The sequence below is a fragment of the Streptomyces sp. NPDC051636 genome, assembly GCF_044453765.1.
Taxonomy (GTDB): Bacteria; Actinomycetota; Actinomycetes; order Streptomycetales; family Streptomycetaceae; genus Streptomyces.
On sequence record NZ_JBITDA010000008.1, the window covers coordinates 198,908 to 221,238 of the forward strand.

22 protein-coding genes and 2 pseudogenes are annotated in these 22,331 nt (G+C 69.9%); 13 read left to right on the forward strand and 11 right to left on the reverse strand.

Annotated features, from left to right (window positions below; genetic code table 11):
* Positions 1 to 67 precede the first annotated feature (67 nt).
* The 3 genes from ACIBBH_RS17415 to ACIBBH_RS17425 all read left to right on the forward strand — a co-directional run bounded on the left by ACIBBH_RS17415 (position 68) and on the right by ACIBBH_RS17425 (position 2,508).
* A complete protein-coding gene (locus tag ACIBBH_RS17415; protein WP_399405392.1) occupies positions 68 to 1,558 on the forward strand; it encodes an aldehyde dehydrogenase in 1,491 nt (496 codons plus the stop codon).
* The gene (locus ACIBBH_RS17420) at positions 1,555 to 2,280 is read left to right on the forward strand and encodes a gamma-glutamyl-gamma-aminobutyrate hydrolase family protein (protein ID WP_399405394.1); all 726 of its coding nucleotides are present in this window, start codon (positions 1,555 to 1,557) and stop codon (positions 2,278 to 2,280) included. Before ACIBBH_RS17415 ends, ACIBBH_RS17420 begins: the two co-directional genes overlap by 4 nt.
* A 93-nt stretch (positions 2,281 to 2,373) precedes the next feature.
* A complete protein-coding gene (locus tag ACIBBH_RS17425) occupies positions 2,374 to 2,508 on the forward strand; it encodes a hypothetical protein (protein WP_399405396.1) in 135 nt (44 codons plus the stop codon).
* Positions 2,509 to 2,693: 185 nt separating this feature from the next.
* Here ACIBBH_RS17425 and ACIBBH_RS17430 read toward each other — a convergent pair whose 3' ends face one another.
* Positions 2,694 to 3,182 carry a MarR family winged helix-turn-helix transcriptional regulator gene (locus ACIBBH_RS17430; protein WP_399405398.1) on the reverse strand — a complete coding sequence of 163 codons (489 nt, stop codon included), beginning with the start codon at positions 3,180 to 3,182 and terminating at the stop codon, positions 2,694 to 2,696.
* Between the two features lie 151 nt (positions 3,183 to 3,333).
* Here ACIBBH_RS17430 and ACIBBH_RS17435 point away from each other — a divergent pair, with 151 nt between their 5' ends.
* Together ACIBBH_RS17435 and ACIBBH_RS17440 are read left to right on the forward strand one after the other, a co-directional pair.
* Positions 3,334 to 4,698 carry a pyridoxal phosphate-dependent decarboxylase family protein gene (locus ACIBBH_RS17435; RefSeq protein WP_399405400.1) on the forward strand — a complete coding sequence of 455 codons (1,365 nt, stop codon included), beginning with the start codon at positions 3,334 to 3,336 and terminating at the stop codon, positions 4,696 to 4,698.
* 282 nt (positions 4,699 to 4,980) lie between these two features.
* Entirely contained in the window at positions 4,981 to 5,553 is a 573-nt protein-coding gene (locus tag ACIBBH_RS17440; RefSeq protein ID WP_399405402.1) for a MarR family winged helix-turn-helix transcriptional regulator, read from the forward strand.
* A 24-nt stretch (positions 5,554 to 5,577) separates the two neighbouring features.
* Here the strand turns inward: ACIBBH_RS17440 and ACIBBH_RS17445 are convergent.
* From ACIBBH_RS17445 to efeU, 5 genes and pseudogenes are all read right to left on the reverse strand, one after another.
* A pseudogene (locus ACIBBH_RS17445) lies at positions 5,578 to 5,764 on the reverse strand (threonine dehydratase); the annotation flags it as partial.
* 71 nt (positions 5,765 to 5,835) lie between these two features.
* A pseudogene (locus ACIBBH_RS17450) lies at positions 5,836 to 6,637 on the reverse strand (IS256 family transposase); the annotation flags it as partial.
* Between the two features lie 177 nt (positions 6,638 to 6,814).
* On the reverse strand, positions 6,815 to 7,255 hold the full coding sequence (locus ACIBBH_RS17455) for a hypothetical protein (protein WP_399405404.1): 441 nt from the start codon (positions 7,253 to 7,255) through the stop codon (positions 6,815 to 6,817).
* A 657-nt stretch (positions 7,256 to 7,912) separates the two neighbouring features.
* Complete coding sequence (locus ACIBBH_RS17460; protein WP_399405406.1) at positions 7,913 to 8,623, reverse strand: cupredoxin domain-containing protein; 711 nt, start codon at positions 8,621 to 8,623, stop codon at positions 7,913 to 7,915.
* Positions 8,624 to 8,674: 51 nt separating this feature from the next.
* Positions 8,675 to 9,511 carry an iron uptake transporter permease EfeU gene (gene efeU, locus ACIBBH_RS17465; RefSeq protein ID WP_399405408.1) on the reverse strand — a complete coding sequence of 279 codons (837 nt, stop codon included), beginning with the start codon at positions 9,509 to 9,511 and terminating at the stop codon, positions 8,675 to 8,677.
* 829 nt (positions 9,512 to 10,340) lie between these two features.
* Here efeU and ACIBBH_RS17470 point away from each other — a divergent pair.
* The 3 genes from ACIBBH_RS17470 to ACIBBH_RS17480 all read left to right on the forward strand — a co-directional run bounded on the left by ACIBBH_RS17470 (position 10,341) and on the right by ACIBBH_RS17480 (position 14,254).
* A complete protein-coding gene (locus ACIBBH_RS17470; protein WP_399405410.1) occupies positions 10,341 to 11,096 on the forward strand; it encodes a hypothetical protein in 756 nt (251 codons plus the stop codon).
* Positions 11,097 to 12,226: 1,130 nt separating this feature from the next.
* Entirely contained in the window at positions 12,227 to 13,786 is a 1,560-nt protein-coding gene (locus tag ACIBBH_RS17475; protein ID WP_399405412.1) for a hypothetical protein, read from the forward strand.
* Positions 13,787 to 14,254: a hypothetical protein gene (locus tag ACIBBH_RS17480; RefSeq protein ID WP_399405414.1), complete on the forward strand. Its 468-nt coding sequence runs from the start codon at positions 13,787 to 13,789 to the stop codon at positions 14,252 to 14,254.
* A gap of 301 nt (positions 14,255 to 14,555) precedes the next feature.
* Here ACIBBH_RS17480 and ACIBBH_RS17485 read toward each other — a convergent pair whose 3' ends face one another.
* From ACIBBH_RS17485 to ACIBBH_RS17495, 3 genes are all read right to left on the reverse strand, one after another.
* Complete coding sequence (locus ACIBBH_RS17485; RefSeq protein ID WP_399405416.1) at positions 14,556 to 14,756, reverse strand: DUF6207 family protein; 201 nt, start codon at positions 14,754 to 14,756, stop codon at positions 14,556 to 14,558.
* 125 nt (positions 14,757 to 14,881) lie between these two features.
* Complete coding sequence (locus tag ACIBBH_RS17490) at positions 14,882 to 15,481, reverse strand: CHAP domain-containing protein (RefSeq protein ID WP_399405418.1); 600 nt, start codon at positions 15,479 to 15,481, stop codon at positions 14,882 to 14,884.
* Positions 15,482 to 15,992: 511 nt separating this feature from the next.
* A complete protein-coding gene (locus ACIBBH_RS17495; protein ID WP_399405420.1) occupies positions 15,993 to 16,370 on the reverse strand; it encodes a winged helix-turn-helix transcriptional regulator in 378 nt (125 codons plus the stop codon).
* Between the two features lie 137 nt (positions 16,371 to 16,507).
* On the opposite strand from ACIBBH_RS17495, the gene ACIBBH_RS17500 reads away from it, so the two are divergent.
* The 3 genes from ACIBBH_RS17500 (at position 16,508) to ACIBBH_RS17510 (ending at position 18,340) form a co-directional block, all read left to right on the forward strand.
* On the forward strand, positions 16,508 to 17,476 hold the full coding sequence (locus ACIBBH_RS17500) for an NADP-dependent oxidoreductase (protein WP_399405422.1): 969 nt from the start codon (positions 16,508 to 16,510) through the stop codon (positions 17,474 to 17,476).
* Positions 17,477 to 17,506: 30 nt separating this feature from the next.
* The gene (locus ACIBBH_RS17505) at positions 17,507 to 17,827 is read left to right on the forward strand and encodes an NIPSNAP family protein (RefSeq protein ID WP_399405424.1); all 321 of its coding nucleotides are present in this window, start codon (positions 17,507 to 17,509) and stop codon (positions 17,825 to 17,827) included.
* A 66-nt stretch (positions 17,828 to 17,893) separates the two neighbouring features.
* Positions 17,894 to 18,340, forward strand: coding sequence for a heme-binding protein (locus tag ACIBBH_RS17510; RefSeq protein WP_399405426.1), 447 nt, complete (start codon positions 17,894 to 17,896; stop codon positions 18,338 to 18,340).
* A gap of 276 nt (positions 18,341 to 18,616) precedes the next feature.
* Here the strand turns inward: ACIBBH_RS17510 and ACIBBH_RS17515 are convergent, their stop codons facing one another.
* Complete coding sequence (locus tag ACIBBH_RS17515) at positions 18,617 to 19,069, reverse strand: nuclear transport factor 2 family protein (RefSeq protein WP_399405427.1); 453 nt, start codon at positions 19,067 to 19,069, stop codon at positions 18,617 to 18,619.
* Positions 19,070 to 19,137: 68 nt separating this feature from the next.
* Positions 19,138 to 19,848 carry an SDR family NAD(P)-dependent oxidoreductase gene (locus ACIBBH_RS17520; protein ID WP_399405429.1) on the reverse strand — a complete coding sequence of 237 codons (711 nt, stop codon included), beginning with the start codon at positions 19,846 to 19,848 and terminating at the stop codon, positions 19,138 to 19,140.
* Positions 19,849 to 19,952: 104 nt separating this feature from the next.
* Between ACIBBH_RS17520 and ACIBBH_RS17525 the strand changes: the two genes are divergently transcribed.
* Entirely contained in the window at positions 19,953 to 20,795 is an 843-nt protein-coding gene (locus ACIBBH_RS17525; protein ID WP_399405431.1) for a helix-turn-helix transcriptional regulator, read from the forward strand.
* Between the two features lie 159 nt (positions 20,796 to 20,954).
* A complete protein-coding gene (locus ACIBBH_RS17530; protein ID WP_399405433.1) occupies positions 20,955 to 21,512 on the forward strand; it encodes a hypothetical protein in 558 nt (185 codons plus the stop codon).
* Positions 21,513 to 22,331: the final 819 nt, after the last annotated feature.

The window sequence follows — 22,331 nt, forward strand, 5'->3', positions numbered from 1 at the left end:
GGTGCGCGCCGGAGGGCCGAAACCCGCTGTTTTCCATGTTCTTCGAGACGAGACTCTGGAGGTCCGCATGCCGGCCGTCACTCATGACGAATGGCTCCGCCGCGCCAAGGCGTTCGACGTGTCCGGCGCCCATCACATCGACGGCGCCGACGAGGCCGGGGGCGGCGGCACCTTCCAGGTGGTCTCGCCGCGCGACGGCCAGGTCCTGGCCGAGGTCGCGGACGGCGGTCCGGCCGAGGTGGACGCGGCCGTGGCCGCCGCCCGCCGGGCCTTCGACAGCGGGCCCTGGCCGCGTCTGGCCCCCGCCGAGCGTGGCCGGGTCCTGTCGCGCATCGCCGAACTGATCGAGGAGCGGCGCGAGTCGCTGGCCCTGACCGTGAGCCTGGAGATGGGCAAGCCGGTCACGGACGCCTACCACATCGAACTGCGCGCCGCGATCAACACCTTCCGCTGGTACGGGCAGTTGGCCGACAAGCTCACCGACGAGTCCCCGCACACCGCACCGGACGCCCTGGCGCTGGTCACGCGGGAGCCCGCCGGCGTGGTGGGCTCGGTCGTGCCGTGGAACTTCCCGCTGACACTGGCGAGTTGGAAGGTCGCCCCGGCGCTGGCGGCCGGCTGCACGGTCGTACTGAAGCCGTCCGAGAACTCGCCGCTGTCCGCGCTGCTGCTGGGCCGTCTCGCCACCGAGGCCGGGCTGCCGCCGGGCGTCCTCAACGTCGTCACCGGCGACGGACCGACCACCGGGCGTGCCATCGGACTTCACCCCGACGTCGACGTGCTCGCCTTCACCGGCTCCACCGCCGTGGGCCGGCACTTCCTGCGCCATGCCGCCGACTCCAACCTCAAGCGGGTCTGGCTGGAGCTGGGCGGCAAGTCGCCCAACATCATCCTTCCCGACGCCCCCGACCTGGAGAAGGCCGCAGCCACTGCCGCCTGGGGCATCTTCTTCAACCAGGGCGAGATGTGCACCGCCCCCTCCCGGCTGCTGGTGCACTCCTCCGTCGCCGAACGCGTCACCGAGGCCGTCGTCGAACGAGCCCGCGCGCTCCGCGTCGGTGACCCCCTCGACCCGGCCACCGAGATGGGCGCGCTGGTCGGCGAGGGACACCTGGAGCGCGTACTCGACCACGTCCGGCAGGGGGTCGACGAGGGTGCTCGGCTACGGACCGGAGGCTCCCGCACCGGGACGGACAGTGGTGGCAGCTTCTTCGAGCCCACTGTGTTCGACCAGGTCGATCCCGCTGCCCGGCTGGCCCGCGAGGAGATCTTCGGCCCCGTCCTCTCCGTCCTGGCCTTCGACACCCTCGACGAGGCGGTGGCGCTGGCCAACGCCACCGAGTACGGCCTCGCCGCCGGTCTGTGGACCTCGGACCTGTCCACCGCGCACCAGGTCTCCCGGGCGCTGAAGGCGGGCACGGTGTGGGTCAACTGCTACGAGGAGGGCGATCTGACGGTGCCTTTCGGCGGGATGAAGCAGTCAGGCAACGGCCGGGACAAGTCCGCGCACGCCCTGGAGAAGTACACCGAGCTCAAGACCACCTGGATCCAGCTGTGAGCCGCCCGCTGATCGCCGTCCCCGCGCGGTTCTCCGCCACCGCCTCCGCGTTGCGGTACGCCGCCGAGGTCAACGCTCGTGCGCTCGTCGAGGCGGTGTGGCGGGCCGGCGGCGAACCCGCGTCGATCCACCCGTACGCACCCGGCGGCACCGCCGATCCGGCGGAGGTGGCCGCCCGCCTCGCCCGCTTCGACGGGGTGCTGCTCCCCGGCGGTGGTGATCTGGCGCCGTACCGCTACGGGCACCGCCAAACCCACGAGAGCGTGTACGACGTCGACGACGAGCAGGACGGTTTCGATCTCGAAGTCGCCCGGCAGACGATGAACCTGGGTCTGCCCCTGCTGGCGATCTGCCGGGGTCTGCAGGCGGTCAACGTCGCCCTCGGCGGCACCCTGCACCAGGACATGGGCGGGCCGGAGCACGAGCACCGGCATGTCGTGCACCCCGTTTCCCTGGAGCCGGGGTCGGTCGTCGCGAGGGCCACGCGGGCGGAGAAGGTGGACGCGTCCTGCTACCACCACCAGCGGGTCGACCGCCTGGGCGCGGGGCTGCGCGTCACCGCCACGGCGGCCGACGGCACAGTCGAGGGGCTCGAACTCGTCGGCGCACGGGGCTGGTTCACCGCGGTGCAGTGGCATCCCGAGGACACGGCCCACGAGGATGCGGCGCAGCACCGCCTCTTCGAAGCGCTCGTACGGGCGGCCGCTCGCGAAGCCCGCTGAGGCTCGGCCCTGGGAGCGCTGCCAGGAGGGCAGAGGAGGGGAGAGCCTGCTGTTACAGGGGCGGCGGCCCCCCGCACTCGTGGACGGCCGCCCGTGGGCCACCGTCAGGTCCGCCTCGGCATCCATGATCCGGTGCGGAGCCAGGTCCGGCACCGGGCGGTCCAGGACGAACAGGTCCGCCACCTGGCCCGACTCGACGGACCCTTCCGGTCCACGACGACGTCCTGACGGGCCTCGTTGCTCGTGCACGACCGCGGTGCCTCGGCGAGGTCGACGCACCGCTTGCTCCCGCTGCGTCGGCCGCTCGCTCGACTCCCGCAGCGGCTCACGGCCACGCCCTGGGGCCAGCCGGGCACGGGCGCCTCGGAGGCGGCACGGACTCGGCGGCCGGTCCGGCCATGATGGCGGTCATGTCACTCGGTGGCTTCGCGCAGCGCCCCGTTGATCTCGCTCAGCGCGCGGATCAGCCGTGCGTAGTCCTGGGAGTCCACCGGCTTGACGAAGTACCGCTCGACGACGCGGGCATGAACGTCGGCGGCCTGGAGGAACACCGTACGGCCCTGGTCGGTCGGTTCCACCAGCACGATGCGGCGGTCATCGGCTGAGGGCAGGCGCCGGACCGTACCGGCTTCCTCCATGCGGTCGATCAGCCGGGTGGTGCCGCTGCTGGTCAGCGTCAGGTCGTCGGCCAGTTGGCGCTGTGACACCTCCTCGCCGGGCTGCCGGCAGAGCCTGATGAGCACCTCCAGCATGGTGTGGCTGATCCCGCACTCCCGTCGCAGTGCGGCGTCGATCCGCTGTTCCAGACGGGTGGCGGACTTGATCAGCAGCCCGAACTCCCGAACGAGCCCGCTGTTGGCGGCACGGGCGGCTTCGTCGCCCTGCCGGATCGAGGCATTCACCTGCCTGAGCCCTCCGGTCCTGTCGTCCTGTCCTGCGAGTTTACTGCCGCATCACCTACTGATGGCTCAATTGCTGAGCAGTCAATTGCTGACTAGTCAAAGAAATCGTAGGGTGGCCGCCAGCACCTGCGAGCGAGAGGGAGATCGATCCATGGATCTGCAGTACTGGCTCGGCCGAGCCACACACGCGATACACGAATGGGCCGACACCTTCGGCCCCTACCAGACGCACCCGTCCGTCCTCGTCGACGACGACCGCTTCGCCGACGCCTTCCAGGAGTTCACCGGGAGACTGAAGGACAACTACCCCTTCTTCCATCCGCACTACGCAGGGCAGATGCTCAAGCCGCCACACCCCGCCGCCGTGGTCGGCTACCTCACCGCCATGCTGATCAACCCCAACAACCACGCACTCGACGGCGGACCCGCGACCGCCCGGATGGAACGCGAGGCCGTCGGGCAGCTCGCCGCGATGTTCGGCTTCGACACCCATCTCGGCCACCTCACCACCAGCGGCACGATCGCCAACCTCGAAGCGTTGTTCGTCGCCCGGGAACTCCACCCCGGCCGGGGCATCGCCTACAGCCAAGACGCCCACTACACCCACGGGCGGATGTGCCGGGTCCTGGGCATCGACGGCCACCCCGTACGCACCGACAGCCGGGGCCGCATCGACCTCGACGCGCTGGAAGACCTGCTGCGGACCGGCGCGGTGGGCACCGTCGTCCTCACCTCCGGCACCACCGGACTGGGAGCCATCGACCCCATCCACAAGGCCCTGGCCCTGAGAGAACGCTACGACGTCCGCATCCACGTCGACGCCGCCTACGGCGGCTTCTTCACCTTGCTGGCGGGCGCCGACGGCACTGAAGGGCTCGCCCCCGAGCCCTGGCGGGCCATCGCGCAGTGCGACTCGGTCGTGGTGGATCCGCACAAGCACGGGCTCCAGCCCTACGGCTGCGGCGCCGTACTCTTCCGCGACCCCGAGGTGGGACGCTTCTACCTCCACGACTCGCCCTACACCTACTTCACCTCCACCGAGCTGCACCTGGGGGAGATCAGCCTGGAATGCTCACGCGCCGGCGCCGCGGCCGCCGCTCTGTGGCTCACCTTCCAGCTCCTCCCGCCCACCCCCGACGGACTCGGCCAGGTCCTGGCGGCCGGCCGGCGGGCCGCGCTGAAGTGGGCGGAAATGATCACCTCGTCGGATGTCCTGAAGCTCTACCAGCGGCCCGAGTTGGACATCGTCAGCTACTTCCCGGCCGTCGAACCCGCCACCCTGACCGGTATCGACACGGCATCGGCGCGCATCCTGGCGGACGGCATGACCAGCACCGATCCGGTGTTCCTGAGCACCCTGAAAGCCAACCGCGAGGCATTCGCCGCACGCCACCCCAAGATCACCGCAGATGCGGCCGACGCCCGCATCCTCCGCAGTGCCCTGATGAAGCCGGAATCCGAGCTTCACATAGAGCGCGTCCACACCAGAGTGGAACAGATCGCCCGGTCCCGATAACCACCGCGGCCACGGTCGTCGGCCCGGCCGATAGCCTGGGCGGCTCTCGCTGACCTGCCCTCTCGCATGATTGTTCCGAGCGTGGTCGCCTCGTCAGCGGGCCTTGTTCACGGGTCACACGGCCAGCGGGGATGACGGTGAAGTGGGCGGCCGCGATGAACAGCGCGGCGTAGTTGCCCTCACCGCATCGCTGCTGTTTCAGGACCGGGGGGGGGACTACATTTGGTGGCAAACGAACTTCTGTGACGGCAGCGTAGCCGCTCGAATCAAAGGGAGATGCCCGTGCCCGGCCATCGATCCATCGCCGATACCGAACGGGCAGTACAGGAGAAGCTCAGCGGTTTCCAGTTGCAGCGAGAGCAGATGGCCGCCGTCGCCAACATCCATCGAGCTGCCGCGGCCGTTCGGTCGCACCTGGAGAACTCGGTCCTGCGCCCCTCCGAGCTGACCTGGACGGGTTTCGTCGTCCTGTGGGTGCTGTGGATCTGGGGCGAGTCGGAGACGTGGTCCGTTGCGGAGGAGGCGGGGATCTCCAAGGGGACACTGACCGGGGTCGCGCGCACCTTGGAGTCGCGAGGGCTGGTGGGGCGCTCGACCCATCCCGAGGACGGGCGGCGGGTCCTGCTCTCGTTGACCCCTGAGGGGGAAAGGCTGATGGAGCAGCTCTTCCCCGCGTTCAACGCGGAGGAGGCGTTCGTGGCCTCCCGGCTCAGCGCCGAGGAATGCCTGCGGCTTGCGGACGGGCTGCGGGCCGTGGTCGCCCAGCTCGAAGAGTGCGGCGAGGGGCGGCGCCGGGAGCTGCTGGGTGGCGCGGAGCCTGCTCCTCGCCGCTCCGGTCGCCGGTCGCGCACATAGATCCCCTCTGCCCCTCGCCCCGGTCGACTACCTCGGTGCCGCGGGCCTTGAAGCTGCGGACCGGGTTCGCCGTTTCGAGCTTGATGCTCACCGTGCACCCGAGGCCGGGCTCCAGCGCCTCGCAGCGGTACAGCGGAGTGTCGAGAAAGACCGGGTCGATTACCCGGCGAGCCGCCCGGATCCGAGCAGTGTCGAGACGCGTCTCCTGCACGACACAGCAGCGTAGCGCCGCCGGCGCTGGTTCCACGAGCAACTGTCAGGAGTTGTAGGTCGGTTGAGGTGTCACGCTGCGGCTGGTTCCTCGGGGCGTTCGACGAGGTGACCGTTCTCGAAGCGGGCGCCGGCCCGGACGAGGGCGACGAGGTGGGGTGCGGTGACCGCACGCCAGCGCGCCTGGGCGGACTCGACAAGCTTGAACACCATCGCCAGGGCGGCGGCCGGGCTACCCGTGCCCCTGGTGACTTGGTCCGGAGTTTCACCGTGGAGAAAGTCGACCCGATGGGGTTGGTCGTCCGCAGGTGGATCCAGTGCTCGGCGGGCAAGTCGTAGAACACCAGCAGCTCGTCGGCGTCGGTGATTTTCTTCACGGCCTTCGGTAATTTCGCGCCGTACGCCTTCTCGAACGCCTTGACAGCCTTCTTCGTGGGTGCTGTCCTCGGCGTTGGAGATGTCCTGCAGGGCCTTCTTCGCCCCCGCCTGTGCCGACTTCGGCAGGGCGTCCGCGACATTCCGGGTTTTGTGCGCCCAGCACCTTTGACGCCGGGCATCGGGAAACACCTCCGCGAGGGCCTTCCACAGGCCCATCGCGCCGTCCCCGACCACCAGCGCCGGATCGCGCATGCCGCGCCGACGGCAGTCGCGCAGCAGGTCGGCCCACGACTCGGTCGACTCCCGCACTCCCTCCGCCAGCGCGATCAGCTCCTTGGAGCCGTCGGTGCGCACGCCCATCAGCACCAGGACACCGAACGGGCCTGGCCCAGGCGGAGCTTGGGGGTGCACGCCGTCCGCCCACACGTACACGTAGCCTCGTCACAGTGGCCGGCGACAGCCCGGCCGAGCTGCCCAGGAACTGCTCCAGCGCCGGCGCGACGGGCGTCAGGCGCTGGGTCATGCCTGACCCGGTCATCCTCCGGTCGACCCAGCGTCGCTGGTCAGTAACGCCCTTCGCGGGAAAGCTGCTCAGCGTGGAGTTCCCTGGGCGCTTGCTCTGCTCCGGGAGACAGTGTGTGTGTTGAGGCAAGCGATCGTGCCGCTCTCCGTCTCACGTCTCATGAGTGCTGTCTCCCAGTGTGAGAGAGAAGTACGCGAGACCGTCGTCCCCCCTGGTGAGGTCGGTGCCGCCGACCATCCCGCAGAGTTCCTCGGCGACACGCCAACTGCCGATGCTGCGGTGTGGACTCACAGGACTGCGCGACCGGAGCAATGCGTCCTCCTCGTCCGGTGGGGGATCACCGCCGACGTAGCGGGCCAGATCATGGTTGACGTCCCAGCTGTACACATGGATCTTCACCGTGGCGCCGGGGGACCACCGCCTCACACTGACCCGCGTGTAGGACACCTCGTTGTCACCACCGATGGAGACGGTTGCTTCGAACAGGGGCTCCGTACCGCTCTTCGCTTCCCCGCGCCGCCTGTACAGATCCAGCAGGTCGCTCAGAGCAGGTTCGGCCAGTCGGGCCATCATCGCAGCGAACGGGAACACAGGGGCCTCCTCGCCTAGCGCACCGAAGAACGGGCCGGGCGGGCCCGGGCCTCAACCGTACCGGTCAACGACCGACCGCCTCCCCCGAATGCCGTAGGACCGGGTCAGCGGATCACAGGTGCTGCCCGATGACGCCACCCCGGTTGACGTCCGGATGATCACGAGCGAGGCGGAGCGGGCCCGGTAGGAGATGCACGGGTCCGCAACGCTGCTGGTCAACGGTGCCGATCCCTTCGCCGCACCGGACGCAACGGCCAGCGTCTCATGCCGGATCTGCCGCTGCGCCGACGGACGCACCATCGGCGCTCCCAGCGTGGAACAACTCGCAGCCGCCCTCCAACGCGCCCGTCAGGGCGCGTGTTGCCCGCCCCCCTGGCATACAGCGAACCAGCGGGGCGGGACGCCCAGCATTGCAAGGCATGGTGCCCCGCCGGGTGCCTGCCTACCTCTCAGCCTTGGCGTTCGCGTACAGCCAGGTGAAGGTCGTCGCGGTCGGCGCCATGGCGATGGAGTGCGCCGATCTGATGATCGGGGATCCGGTCCTCGATGTATGGCAGTAGCCGATGAGTCTGTCCGGCGAACGGCCATGAGCGAGGGCACAGCGGCGTCCCCGTGCGGACGCCGCTGTGCGCCGGGCCGACCGGAGTGCGGGATGCGTCAGCGTACGGTGAAGCTGCCCTTCATACCCTTGTCGGCGTGGTCGCCGATGCCGCACTTGTATGTGTAGGTGCCGGGCTTGACCAGGGCGATGACGGCCTCGCCAGTGACGCCGGGCTTGACCGGGCTGACCTCACCGACCTCCTTGCCGTCCGGGCCGAAGAGCTCCAGTTCGTGCTCGGTCGTGCCCTTGTTCTCCAGCTTGAACTCGATCTTCTCGCCGGCCTTGGCGGTGAAGGTGTCGAGCCCTTCCAGCTTGTGCTCCTTGACCTCTACCTCGACCTCGCGGTCGTACGCCTCCTCGTCCTGCGGCTCAGCCTTGGCGCCGGTGACGGTGATCTTCTGGCGGATCCCGTTTCCGCTCTGTCCGGGCTTGCAGGCGATCTCGTAGGTGCCGCCGCCCAGCTTGACCGTCATGTCGCGGGAGATGCCGGGACCGATGTTCTCGACCTCGCTGACAACCCTGTCGTAGGCACCGTCGTGTTCGCCGTAGACGTAGACCTCGGTGGTCTTGTCCCCCTCGTTGGTGACGCCGAAGGTGGTCCGGCCCGCCTGCAGTTCACTCTTGGCGACCTTGCAGGCGGTGTCGGTGGCGGTGATGGCCACCTTGTCGCCACCGGAGCCGGTGGAGTCGTTGCCACCGCAGGCGGCGAGCAGGGGCAGGGCGAGCAGGGCGGCAGCGAGGAGGGGGAGCGGGCGGGACGTGGGCACGGGTGGTCTCCAGAGCGAGATGGGGTGAAGGGGGGTGTGCTGTGCGGGGAGTCAGCGGTCGGCCGGAGCGGCGGCCGGGGCCGGGGACTTGGCCCGGCTGGGGAGGAAGAACACAGTCGTCACCGGCAGCATGTAGGCGAGCCAGGCGGCGACCTCGTACCAGGTGGAGGCGGGGCTGAAGTTGACGGTGCCCTTGAGCAGGGTGCCGTACCAGCTGTCGGGCGGGACAGTGCCGGAGACGTCGAAGGCGAGGTCGTTCAGGCCGGGCAGCACGCCTGCTTCCTGCAGGTCGTGGACCCCGTAGGAGAACACCCCGGCGGCGACGACCACCAGGGCGGCGCCGGTCCAGGTGAAGAACGTGGCGAGGTTGATCTTCACTGCGCCGCGGTAGAAGAGGTAGCCGAGGACGACGGCGCTGGCCAGGCCGAGGCCGGCGCCGGTGACCGGGGCGGTGCTCTGCCCGGTGGCTTGCACGGCCGTCCAGATGAACAGGGCGGTCTCCAGACCTTCCCGGCCGACCGCGATGAACGCGGTGACGACCAGCGCGAGGGTGCCCATCGCGAGGGCGGCGTCGAGCTTGCCCTGCAGTTCGGCCTTCAGGTGCCGGGCGGTGCGGCGCATCCAGAAGACCATCCAGGTGACGAAGCCGACCGCGACGATCGACAGGCTGCCCCCGAAGGCCTCCCGTGCCTCGAAGGACATCTGGGAGGAAGTGAAGGTGAGCACCGCACCGAAGGCGAGGCTGAGGACGACGGCGGCCAGGACACCGGCCCAGACGGGCGCGAGCCGGTTCCGGTGGCCGCTCTTGACCAGATAGGCGACCAGAATGCCGACGACGAGGGACGCTTCCAGTCCCTCGCGCAGGCCGATGAGGTAGTTGGCGAACACAGCGCGGACACTAGATTAGGAAAGCCTTACCTATCAACTTTCTGTGCGTCAGATATCGACCATATCTCGCCATGACCACGGCTAGCCCTTGACTTTCATGAGACGGGCACTGGGTCCGCCGTGCTGCTGGTGGTGCTCGTGGTCCTGCGTCGGGCATGAGGCGGGCTCGCTCTGCAGATGGGCCGCAGCCGGTGTTCCGGGGCGTGGCCGCTGCGGAGCGGGAGCCGACCAGGAGCAGACACAGGACCGCGACACCGGCGATGACGCCCACGAGGAGCAGCGGGTCGAGGTGGCGGGTGGCGGAGGCGGCGTTGTGGGGCTCCCGGTTTATGGCTGGCACCTGTTGCAAAGCCTGTCGGCCGCGGTCGAGAAGACCTCCCACCAGCATCGCAACTGCCTGCGCAAACACGCCGAGCAGGAGAAGGAACCAGCAGTGCCGGAACCGGTCTTGCTGGAACTGCCGGTGCCGGAACTGCCCCGCACCCGGATCATCGAACGGACCCGTCACCGCTTCGGCCGCGACCGCCGCCCGCCACATGGCGGTGGCACCCGGCCGCTGGTTCGGCGAGCACGGCGTCAGCGAACGCGACGCATCCCCCGCCGCCGGGTGGTACCGGCAGCCAGGCGAAGATCGAGCGGGGTGTGTCGACGGACCACATAGTCCTCGGCCGTTCCCGGCGAGTCCCGCACAGGGCACATCCTGAACGCGCTACTTGCCCGCGCCGGCACAGTAGCGTGCTCAGTCACACGTATGCGGCGGGCCGTCGTACAACGCTCTGGCGAGGGTCCGTCTTCTTTCCGCTCCATGAATGCGAGACCGAAGATGACCATGTCCCGGCGCAGTGCCCGCCGTCCTCTCGCTGCCCGCGCGGCCGCATTCCGCGAGCTGGTCGACCCGGCCCGCATCGGCCGACGCTCGGTGCGCCGCCGCGCGAAGGGCATGATCGCGGCCGAGGTCGCGGCGGCCCTCGAGGACGCCCGGTTCTTCGCGCGTCAGGACTTCCAGCAGGATCACCTGGCCGATGATGAGCGCGGCCGGGCGGAGCTCGCGGAGTGGGAGCGCATCGAGCAGCTGCTCGCCGCCGCAGTCCCGAACACCGTCTACGACCCGGACGCCGACGGCGTCGTCCAGGCCGAACTCGCCGCCGACGCCGCGTCCGCCGCCGCCCGCGAGGCAGAGCTGCGCGAAGCCGCCCGGATCGCGGCCCGCGCCGATGAGCTCCAGGCCCTGCGCGAGCAGGGCACGCTGGAGCACACCGAGCCCCGCGAGGGCGACGAAGCCGCCCGGGACGAACTCACCCGCCGCGCGGGCGGCTACGTCCAGGCCGACATCGACGGATGGCTCGCGCACACCCTGGCCGCGCACCTCGGGCACTACCGCGACCCGAGCGCCCGGCAGGCCGCCGCCGGCCTCCTGCCGCCACCGCTGCTCGCACACGCCGCACTGCTCGCCGAACTCGCCCACCTCGCCCCCCACGCCGGCGTCGGCCAGCTTGCGTTCGCTGCCCGGCTCACCACCGCCGACCCCGAAGCCGCCGGCGACCTCGCCGCGTTCCTCACCCGCGCCCGATCCGACGCGAGCTGACCTCACCCTCTGTAATCCCTCGGTGAGGTCCCAGGGCCGGCCCCGAGCAGGAGGAAGGCGGCCAGTCGGCCGGTGGCGACGAGGAGGCCGCCGTGGCAGGTGCCGGATCCGGTGGATGGTTTCCTCGCTGGTGGCGTGGTGGCTTCTGCTGTGGGCCAGTCGAGCGCGGGGCGGGTCCGTGCGGCGTGTCCTGCCGGTTTCGCGGCGATGGCTCGCTGCGGCTCGCTCAGCCTGTGCGGAGGCGGCCAGCTGCCAAGGGCGGCTTCGTGCGCGTGGTCGCCCGGGGCGATCGCCGGGCGACGCGAGTGTGCTGGTGAGAGGGAGGGGCAGGGCCCTGTCCAGGAAGGTCGTCTGCAAGGTCGCCAGATGATGCGTCAGCGCCGAGTCCGCTGCGTCCGCCATGGTCGTCTTAGTTTCCGCCAGTTTCCGTGTGGTCACCTTGCCCGCCTGGGCTTGCGCCGGCAGGGGGCTGTTGCGGGTTGGCCTCCCGCATCTGCGGTGCAGGCAGGCGGTGCTGTCGGGCCTGGAGCATCGGCGCAAGCCAGTGGTGACCCTGCGTGGCCCAGGCCCAGACGACGGCTGGCACCGCGAGATGCCTGACTGGGCTCCAGCGGGTCAGGGGACGGATCCTCGGCAACCGGCGTTGAGCGACCTGTCGATGATCGTGTGCCATTCGTCGGGGGAGAGACCTACGTCAAGCCTTGTGCACAGCCCTTTCTGGTGCACCCCGTGCGCACTGTCCGGCCCGCTTCGAAAAGAGTTCGGTTCCTCGCGACGGACGCCGCCTGCCTCCTCGTAGAGCAGACGAAGGCACCACCTGTACCGCTGTGCACCACCGCCCTTGGCCCGACTCGCGAACCCACGAGGTACCTGTGGCTCTCCTCTCGACACTCCGTCTTCACCTCCACCCGCGATCGCGGGGGCTTCTCGCCGTCGGGTTGCTGGCACTCATCGCCGGAACCCTGCCGAGTGGGCCGGCCGACGCCGCCACCCCGCCCTCCGGATCAGTCAGCGACACTGCGCCCACGACCACGTGGAGCGCCGGTCCCTTCGCCGTCCCGAACGTCTCCGGCACTGCCGGGACGGCGAGCTGCGGAAATGCGCAACTCTGCGACGACTACACCCTGAAGGTGTCGGTGCCCGTGGGCTACGACGCCGGTCACAGCCTGCGCGTCGATGTCAAGTGGCCGGACCCCGCCGCCGACTTCGACCTGTACGTCCTCGACGCGGACGGCCGTGAGGTGGCCGCCTCCGCCTCGTCCAGCGACCCGGAGACCCTGCTGCTTCCGGCGGTGACGGCGTCGTACACCGTGCGCGTGGTGCCGTACGCTCCGCTCGGCGACAGCTTCACCGGCACGGCGAGCCTGGTCGCCGATCCGGCCGATCCGCCGCCGAGCACGGCGACCCCGCCGACGTACGCGAGTTCCTCAGCGCCCGGCAGCATCAAGGACGCGCACAACGCCGGCGAACCCTCGATCGGCGTCGACCGCGCGACCGGTGCCGCGATGTTCCAGGCCTACACCTCGACGCTCAAGGTCACCTACGACGGCGCCGGCGCCGCCACCTGGCAGGACAAGAGCGCCAGCGCGGCGGGCGGCTGTCCCCAGGGCAGCATCACCAGCCTCGACCCGATCCTGTTCACCGACCCGGCCACCCACCGCACCTTCGAGTCGCAGCTCGCCGGAAAGACCGCGCTGACCTGCTACACCGACGACGACGGCGAGACGTGGACGCCGACGGCCGGCTCGGGCATCAACTCCGGTGTGGACCACCAGACCATCGGCGGCGGCCCCTTTGCCCCGGGCGGGCCGGCCGCCCTCACCTCGTACCCCAATGCCGTCTACTACTGCTCCCAGGACATCGCCGACGCCTCCTGCGCGGTCAGCCGGGACGGCGGTCTGACGTACGGGCCCGCCGTTCCGATGTACTCGCTGCTGGACTGCGGCGGCCTGCACGGGCATGTGAAGGTCGCCCCGGACGGCACGGTGTACGTGCCCAACAAGGGCTGCGGCGGCAACCAGGCCGTGGCCGTGTCCGAGGACAACGGGCTGACGTGGACCGTCCGCAAGAACCCGTCCAGCACCCCCGGTGACTCCGACCCGAGCGTGGGAATCGGCGCCGGCGGGACGGTGTACATGGGCTACCAGAACAGCGACGGCACCGCACGGATCGCCGTCAGCCACGACAAGGGCAGGACGTGGCTGTACGACCAGAACGTCGGCGCGTCCCTCGGCATCAAGAACATGGTCTTCCCCGCCGTGACCGCGGGCGACGACAACCGCGCCGCCTTCGCCTTCCTGGGCACCACGACCGGGGGCGACTACCAGGACACGGCCAGCTTCAAGGGCGTCTGGCGCCTGTACGTGGCCACCACCTACGACGGAGGCCAGTCCTGGGTCACTGTCGACGCCACACCCACCGACCCGGTTCAGAAGGGGTCCATCTGCACGGGCGGCACCACCTGCGGCCAGGACCGCAACCTCCTGGACTTCATCGACGTCACCCTCGACGCCCAGGGCCGCGTGCTCGCCGCCTACGCCGACGGGTGCACCGGCACCTGCGCCACCGGTGGCGCGCAGAACTACGACGCCCTGGCCTCCATCGCCCGCCAGTCCTCCGGCAACACGCTGTACGGCGCGTACGACGCCGTGGTCGCCGGCAAGCACAAGAAGTCCAAGGGAGGCCGCTAGATGAAGCCGTCCGTCCCGGCTGCCGTGCTGGTCGGCGCCGTCCTCGGTCTGGCAGCTGTCACCGGATGCTCGCCAGAGCCCCGGAACGCCGGGCCCTTGCCTGCGACGCCGTACACGGCCGCCTCCGCGCCCGGCGGCTGCCCCACCGCCGCCTCACTGCCGCTTCCCCAGGACTTCCCGGCGGATCTGCCGGTGCCCGAGGGCGCGGTCGTGACCTCGGTGGAGCACCGCACCGGCGGCCGGCTGATCGTGGTCACGGTCGTACGGAGCGGCTTCGACGCCACGCTGGCCTTTCTGCAGAAGCAGCTTCCCCATGCCGGATATGCCCCGAAGGACGGTGAGGTGGAGAAGGACGACGCCGAGTCGAACTTCTCCTCCACGACCGTCCGGGGCCGCTGGACCCTGCGGAAGATGCCCGACTGCGAGGGAGGGGTTTACCTGACGTACCTGACGTCTGCGGTCTCCTGAACTCGGCCCGGCCGAGGCTTCTGCCCGGCCGGTGGAACCGCGAGTGGCCACCTTTCGCGGGGAGCGGCACCACGTGCGACGTCGGCAGAAGGGCGGCCCCCCGTGCCTGAAGGACCCGTGTCGCGACTGGCCAGGCGCCGATGCCGGTGGAACTGCAAAACCATCCAGCGGGGCGGCCCAGGTATGGCGGGACAGGCGTAGGACCGGCACGTCCGGGTAGTCGCCCGACGCTGGCTGGGGAAGGGCTGCGACACCTGGGGAGGTCGAAGCGGCCCTTCCCTTTCCCTTGCCCCAGTCGGCGTCAACCGGCCGCAGCCCCTGCCCGTCCGGAGCGGGCCCGAAGGGTGGTGTGGTCGGTGGTGCCGGTGCCCCACCGGGAGGCCGGCGCCTGCTGGAAGGCGAAGGCGAAGGCGAAGGCGGTGCGGTCGTCGACGGCCGCGACATCTGTTGCGCCTGCTGATGCGGCGAGCCCCGGCGGCGGTTTTACCGGCACATACCCCACGCAGGGATCCCAGCGGCGCAACCCTGCCCACCCGCCAGCGCATCCAGCACTTCGAATGCGTATCGGCGAGGTCGAAGGGGTGTGGGTTCCGGGCGTCCACCCCCGTGGGACGCCCGGCCGGCAGTTCAGTAGTCCCAGGCGGGGTGGCCGTAGCCCCAGATGAGGTGGCTGGTGCGGGGGTACTTCATCCGCTTGACCCGGTCGGAGCGGTTGCCTTCGACCGTGTGGACGTAGGTGTCGTCGTAGGACGTCACGATCCCGATGTGGTCCGCGCCGTCGTGACCGTTGAGGTCGAAGAAAATCACGCAGCCTTCGCGCGGCCCGCCGCCGGTGGCTCCGCGGCGGTAGAACCGGTGGTGGTTCTTGAACCAGGTGAGATGGTCGGGGACGTACTTGTGCTTGCCGCCGATGGCCCCCAGCTGGCCGACCTCGTGGAAGACCCAGCTGACGAAGATGTCACACCACTGCTGGCCGTCGGCGCCGTACCAGCGGCCGTACTTGGTGTGGTTGGTTCCGCTTTCCCGGTATCCCACCTCCCTCTTGGCGATCCGGGTGACCTTCACCGGCGGCACGTTCGGGTCCATCGGCTCGACGGCGTCCAGGACGGCCAGCTCGGCCGGCGACAGTTCCTGGTCGGGATCGACCGGCTTGGTCACCGCAGCGAGTACCGGTACCTGCTCGCCGGAGACGGGGTGCCCTTCCTGCGGGCTGAGGGGTTCGGACATGATCACTCCTTCGTGCTGTCCACGCGGGGACAGCGATCGGCTGACGCATGACGGGCCGGACGAGGTGAGCGAGTCCGTGCCGTCTGACCTCGACTCTTCCGGCCTGTGGATTGAATGGGCAGCCGGTTTCGCCACTCTGATCAATGGCTGCACCGCAGGTCGTGGGAGTGGAGTGCGGCGCTGACCAAGGAAGTCGCCCGTGGTTTGCCCTTGCATCGCGGGTGCGCGTGGCTTCATGAGCCACAGCGCCGCGTCCACGGGGGAAGCGGGGCACGGGGGTGTTCCGCGTCCTGGTGAACCGTGCATATCCGGGCGGCGAGTTTCGCGTCGGCTGCCTGGCGGGCCGCCCGGTCGGCTGCGGTCTTGCGCCAGTGGCAGGAGCGTGAGCGGGCGATGCCGAAGTGCGTGGGCGTTCGGATCGTTTGAGGACTTCGAGGGGTGCTCACGTCGGCGGACCGGTCTGAGTACCGCACACGGTCGCGCGTGCTGTGGTACAGGACCGTCCGCCCCGTTACGTCGCGGTCGGCTCCGGACGGAAGGCATGGTCGATGTTCCCCTCGACCCACGAGCGGAGCGCGTTGAGCGGGATCGCAGCGCTCTGGCCAAGAGGGGTGAGGGCGTACTCGACGTGCAGGGGGACGGCGGGGTAGACCGTGCGGTCGAGGATGCCGAAGTCCTCCAGGCGCCGGAGCGTCTGGGTCAGCACCTTGGGGCTGACGCCCTGGAGCCTGCGCCGGAGCTCTCCGAAGCGCTGGGGCCCGTCCTCGAGGGCGCCGATGGCCAGAGCGGACCACTTGTTGGCGAGCAGGTCGAGCAGGGCCCGGCAGGGGCACTGGGCGGCGTAGACGTCGTGGTGCGAGTGCTGGCCGCTGGGGCAGGTGGTCGTCACGCTCACTCTCCTCACCAGATAACTTCCCAATTGGAAGTACTAGCCCTTGAAGGTAACTATAGCCTCAGGGATAGCGTCATCGACATCAGGAAGGCCGTCAACGGCCGTCCACCGAGCGGCTTTTCAGGAGATGACGCATGTCCGAAGACACGATGCTCGCGGTGGTCCAGGACGGTTTCGGCGGCCCGGAGGTGCTGCGGATCCAGCAGGAGCCGCGTCCGGTACCCCTGCCCACCGAGGTGCTGGTGCGGGTGCACGCGGCCGGGATCAACCCCGTGGACTGGAAGACCCGCGGCGGCTCCGGAATGGCCGGCCTTCTCGGTGAGCCGCCGTTCACCCTCGGCTGGGACGTGTCCGGAGTGGTGGAGGGGGTCGGCTTCGGTGTGACCACGCTGAAGGTCGGTGACGAGGTGTACGGCATGCCGTGGTTCCCGCGCGCCGCGAACGCTTACGCCGAGTACGTGACCGCCCCGGCCCGGCAGTTCGCCCGCAAGCCCGCCACCGTCGACCACGTGCATGCCGCCGCGGTGCCGCTGGCGGCACTGACCGCCTGGCAGGCCGTGGTCGACACCGCCCACATCCAGGCCGGCCAGCGCGTCCTGATCACCGCCGCCGCCGGCGGGGTCGGCCACTTCGCGGTCCAGTTCGCCCGGCACCTGGGTGCCCACGTGATCGCGACCGCCAGCGCCGCCCGACACACCTGGCTCAAGGAGCTCGGCACTTACGAGACCATCGACTACACCACCGCCCGCTTCGAGGACGCCACCGCCGACGTCGACGTCGTCATCGAGCTGGTGGGCGATGCCCACGACCAGACCAGCACCCGCTCGCTGAAGGTCCTGCGCCCCGGTGGCCTGCTGGTCGCGATCCCGGCCGGCGTCTCCCCGGAGCTGGCCCAGGCCGCCGAGACGGCCGGCGTACGGGTCACCCCGTTCCTGGTCGAGCCGGACGGCGCGGCGCTGACGACGATCGCCGGCCTGATCGACGCCGACCATGTCGCCGTCGCGGTGGAGGAGACCTTCCCGCTCGAGCAGGTCGGCGCGGCCCACGCCCGTGGCGAGGCCGGCCGCACCCGCGGCAAGCTCGTCCTCACCGTCACCGACTGACCATGCCTGCACGCAGTTTGGAGTAGCACCGTGTACTACGAGATCCGCCGCTACCAGGCGCAGCCCGGACGGCGCGAGGAATGGGTGCGCTATATGGAGGACGTCGTCATTCCGTTCCAGACCTCGCTGGGCATGGACGTGACCGCATCCTTCGTCGACGACCAGGACCAGGACGGCTACGTGTGGATCCGCCGGTTCGAGGACGACGCCCGGAGCGAGGCCCTTTACGCGGCCGTCTACCACCACGACCGGTGGAAGGACGAGATCGGCCCGGCCGTCCACAGCCTGCTGATCCCCGAGAAGACCGTCGTCACCCGCGTGGTCCCCACCCCCGCGTCACCACTGCGCTGACCACGCCCCGATGGCCCCGACCGGCACTGTGTCACTCGAACAACACATCCACAAAGGGAACCGTTCATGAGCACAGACACGTACGAAAAGTCCTCCCCCGCCTCCTCAATCGCCCAGGCCGCCGCCGGCGCACTTGTCGCGGCGGTGCACGCGGCCGCCTCCCGGATCGGCTTCACGGCGGCCGTCGCCGTCACCGACCCGGGAGGGCACCTCAAGGCGTTCGACCGCGCGGACGGCGCACCCTTCCTCACCGCCGAGGTCGCCGTCGACAAAGCCTGGACCGCGGCCTCCTTCCACACCCCCACCCACGCGTGGAACGACTACCTCGCCGATTCGCGGATCGCGCCGTTGGCCGGCCACCCGCGTCTGATGGCGGTCGGCGGTGGCTACCCGATCATCGACAACGGCCGGTGCGTCGGAGGTCTCGGAATCTCCGGGGGTACCTACGAGCAGGACCAGCAGGCCGCCGAAGAGGCCCTGACAGTCCTCGGATTCGCGTTGCCCGCCCACTGACCGCACCACCAACAGGGGTCGCCGGCCTCCTCACCCGGCCGGCCTCCATCGACCACGGACGCGCCCTGCCCGCCCGCCTCACCCCCGACGGACAGCAACGCCGGTACGCGGCCCGCAGCGCCGTCTGCGCCATCGAAGAACGCATGATCAAAGCCATCCCCTCAGGGCGCCTCGCCGCCTTGCTGGCCGACCTCGGGGCGCCCCCGCAGACCATTGCGGTCCCGGGGGCGCCCCCGCGGCTGCTGCTGGGTCTCTGCAAGTCAGGAGATCGGCAGGTCAGCGGGCCTGGGCGGCTGCTTCCGCCTCGGAGTCGGCGATGCCGAGGTTGGCGTAGGCGACGGGGTTGGCGTACTCCCACACCTTCACGATGTGACCGTCGGTGACATCGATGCGGAAGATGTAGACGTTGTTGTAGACGAGCCTCTCCGCACTGGACAGGATGTCGCCGTTGGCCTGCAGGAACACCGAGTGGGCGTCCTCGCTGACCGTCCAGACCTTGTCCAGGAAGGCGACGTGGTCGAACTTCGCCGCGACCGACTCGATGTAGGCGAGCACGGCGGCGGGGCTGTCGAAGACGTACCAGGGCTCAGGGGTGCCCGCGATCGACAGCGGGATGACGAAGGTCGCCTCCTCCGACAGCAGGTTCGCCACCGCGGCCGGATCGCGGTTCTCGAACGCGGTGATGAACGCCTGGGCAGTCTCGAGGGACTTCTGATGCATGCTGTTCATGATCGTTCCTTCGTGATGGTGCGGTACAGCCACGGAATACGGCCGCTGCGGAAGAAAAGCCGCAAAGGTCACCAGGGCACGGGGCCGGCGGCGCCGAGGAAGGCGGCGCTGGACGCGTCGGGGCCGGCGATGGCGGCTGCGACGATCACCGCCGCGCCTTCCTCGACGCTCTGGGTGCCCTGGTGGCCGTTGAGGTCGGTCGCGGTGAACCCAGGGTCGACTGAGACCACACTGATCTGCGGGAACGCCTGCGCGTAGACCGCGGTCAGCATGTTCAGCGCGGCCTTGGAGGAGTTGTAGGCCAGGAGCGGCGCCCAAGCGGGGAGGATGTCGGTGTGGGCGGCCGGGTCGGCGTTGATCGTCAGCGAGCCCAGGCTGCTGGAGACGTTCACGATCGCGGGACGGGACGCGGCCTGCAGCAGGGGCCGGAAGGCGCGGGTGGTGCGCACGGCCCCGAAGACGTTGGTGTCGAAGACCCGCTGGAGATCGGCGGCGGTCAGCTCACCGGCCGGGGCAGCCGGCCCGGCGATGCCCGCATTGTTGACCAGCACATCCACGCGGCCCGCCTCGGCACGCACCCGTTGTGCGGCGGCGGCCACCGACGCCTCGTCGGTGATGTCGATCAGGAGCGGGCGGGCTCCCAGGGCTTTGGCGGCCTGCTCGCCGCGGTGGGCGTCGCGGGCACCGGCGTAGACGGTGTGGCCCTGTTCGATGAGGCGGCGGGCCGTTTCGAAACCGAGGCCCTTGTTGGCCCCGGTGATCACGGTGATTGTTGTCATGGCACTGAGCCTGCGCGCCCCGGCGACGGACAGGGAGAGCTCTCCTCAGCGGGGGGTCGGCCAGTACCAGGCTATTTGCACGGTGGCCGGCGGACAATGAATGCGTGAACGACGATCCCGTAGCCCTCGGCCAGGCCCTGCGTCACTGGCGTGACCGCACCAGCCCCAAGGACCTGGGCCTTCCTCTCGGCGGTGTCCGCCGGGCCCCCGGGCTGCGGCGCGAAGAGCTCGCCCAGCTCGCCGGTCTGTCCGTCGACTACGTCGTCCGCCTCGAGCGAGGCCGTGCCACCTCACCCTCCCCGCAGGTCCTGGCCTCCCTTGCCCGCGCCCTGCGCCTGACCGAGGCCGAACGCGACCACCTCTACCTGCTCGCCGGCCAGGCCCCGCCCACCACGGGCCAGGTCTCCCCACACGTCCCGCCCAGCGTCCAGCGCCTCCTCGACCAGCTCCACAGCAACCCGCTGAGTGTGCACGACGCCGCCTGGAACCTCATCTCCTGGAACCCCCTGTGGGCCGCCCTCATGGGCGACCCCTCACCCTGGCGCGGCAAGGAACGCAACATCGCCTGGCGGCACTTCACCCACCTGCCCACCCGCGTCACGCACACCCCCGACCAGCAGGCCCGGTTCGAGACAGCCCTCGTTTCCGACCTGCGTTCCTCCGCCGCCCGTTACCCGAAGGACACGTACCTCGCGACACTGATCAACAGCCTCCGCAGCGCCGGCGACCGCTTCGCCGATCTGTGGGACTCCCATGCCGTCGGGTTTCACACCACCGACAGCAAGACCGTTCATCACCCCGACCTCGGCCCCGTCACCGTCGACTGCGACACCCTCACCGTCCCCGGCAACGACCTGCGCATCGCGATTTGCTCCGCACCATCGGGAACCACCACCGCCGACCAGTTCGCCCTGCTCGGCGCCATCGGCACCCAAGCCCTGACCTGACACACCCCCAAGGCGTGAAACCGGGAGTCGGCGGAGGCTTCGGGACGGTCTGCGGGGGAGGGCTCGGTGCTCGAGGCCGCCGGGCCCGGGCGAGCACCGCTCGCCGGCAGCGAAGCGCCTGAAGTACCTTGAGAAGCGCCCAGTGGCAACATGGTCGTCATGTCCAACTCCTACGCGCAACCCATCCTGAGAACGACCGATCTCTCGGATGGGTTGTGCATTGTTGAGAGGTTGCTCGGGATCGCCGATCTGAGGCATCTCGAAGTCGATTTCGAGATACGGATCTCCTCGACGCACGTCCTTTCAGCGGTTCTGGTTGTGTTGCCGGATGCCGAATGGTGGGCGGAAGGGGACAGGGACGGCTCGTCGGAGAAGGGGGATGATCCGTCGGCACACCTGCCCATCCGGCTGCGGGGCTGGGCTATGCAAGTGGAGACCGTGCAGCCGTTCCTCAGGGCGGTGGGCGACAGCCCGGCCACGGTGCGGTGGGACTTCGCGGGCTGGCCCGAGGCCCCCGAAGCCGGCCTGGGCACGGGTGGTACCAGGGGCGCGTTCCTGACGCTGTGCGTGAATGTCCGCGACCTCGAGCTGGAGCAGCCCGCGACCGATCACACGGTTTTCGTCCACGTCAAGCAGATCGAGGCCGAACGCGCACCATGGCTGGCGGCCCAGGTCGGGTTGCGGGTGATCGGCGATCTGGTGATGGCACCGTACTGAGAAGTTCGTGAACAACGGTGCATCACCGCCGATTCCACCCGTGTCCCCGGGGGTCTCCACTGAGTGGCGCAAACGGCAGGTTGGAAAATGCTCACTGCGTGGGGAAGGGTCAGCTGGACGTTCTGGGGAATCGACGACACCCGCCCAGCGCGGCGCGACTACGGGCGGCGTTGCTGAAGGCCTTGCGGCGGCCTTTCGCACGGGCGGGTGTGGGGGAGGTCTTTGCCCGGCGACGACTCGGAAGAGGCGTTCGGGGCGCGGGAGGCGGTGGCGGCACGGCTGCTGCGCAAGCGGCGTGCGCCCCGCCGCGACTCGACGGCATCCTTCGTGCGCATGCCGCTGCCGAGGGCATCGAGTTGCCCCGCTCACCCGCCCGTTCGGTACCGAACATCATGCACCGGGCCCTGCTGGTGCCGGGCGCCCGGATGGTGGCCGGCGGCGCCGCCGACGTCGGCTTCGAAGCCTTGCCGGAGGCGTGGGAGCGGGCGGCCCGGGACAACGTACCGACGATCGACCGGGTCCGTGCGGCGCACCGGGAAGCCGCTCTCGCCGGGGTGGACAGGATGGAGCACTTTCCTCTGCCAGACGGCCTGGCAGGCCTGCTCCATGCCGTCGGCCAGGCCGACGACCGGCTGCTGTGCGCGGCTGTACGCGCCTGCACCAAGGCCTCCGGAGCCCTGACGGTGCTGGTGCTGCGGACGATGGATGAGCCGGCTGAGCAGCCGAAGGGGCAGATCGCCGATTCAGCCGCGCCCTGCCCGTTGCGGCACCGCGGCAGTCTATCGACAGCTTGGTATGGTGCGCAGGTTGCACCGCTTG

Bases quoted from the DNA above. Each gene is read 5' to 3' on its own strand.
- ACIBBH_RS17415 (WP_399405392.1), top strand. From the start codon at position 68: ATGCCGGCCGTCACTCATGACGAATGGCTCCGCCGCGCCAAGGCGTTC.
- ACIBBH_RS17435 (WP_399405400.1), top strand. From the start codon at position 3,334: ATGGATCTGCAGTACTGGCTCGGCCGAGCCACACACGCGATACACGAA.
- ACIBBH_RS17470 (WP_399405410.1), top strand. From the start codon at position 10,341: ATGTCCCGGCGCAGTGCCCGCCGTCCTCTCGCTGCCCGCGCGGCCGCA.
- ACIBBH_RS17480 (WP_399405414.1), top strand. From the start codon at position 13,787: ATGAAGCCGTCCGTCCCGGCTGCCGTGCTGGTCGGCGCCGTCCTCGGT.
- ACIBBH_RS17490 (WP_399405418.1), bottom strand. From the start codon at position 15,481: ATGTCCGAACCCCTCAGCCCGCAGGAAGGGCACCCCGTCTCCGGCGAG.
- ACIBBH_RS17500 (WP_399405422.1), top strand. From the start codon at position 16,508: ATGTCCGAAGACACGATGCTCGCGGTGGTCCAGGACGGTTTCGGCGGC.
- ACIBBH_RS17510 (WP_399405426.1), top strand. From the start codon at position 17,894: ATGAGCACAGACACGTACGAAAAGTCCTCCCCCGCCTCCTCAATCGCC.
- ACIBBH_RS17515 (WP_399405427.1), bottom strand. From the start codon at position 19,069: ATGAACAGCATGCATCAGAAGTCCCTCGAGACTGCCCAGGCGTTCATC.
- ACIBBH_RS17520 (WP_399405429.1), bottom strand. From the start codon at position 19,848: ATGACAACAATCACCGTGATCACCGGGGCCAACAAGGGCCTCGGTTTC.
- ACIBBH_RS17530 (WP_399405433.1), top strand. From the start codon at position 20,955: ATGTCCAACTCCTACGCGCAACCCATCCTGAGAACGACCGATCTCTCG.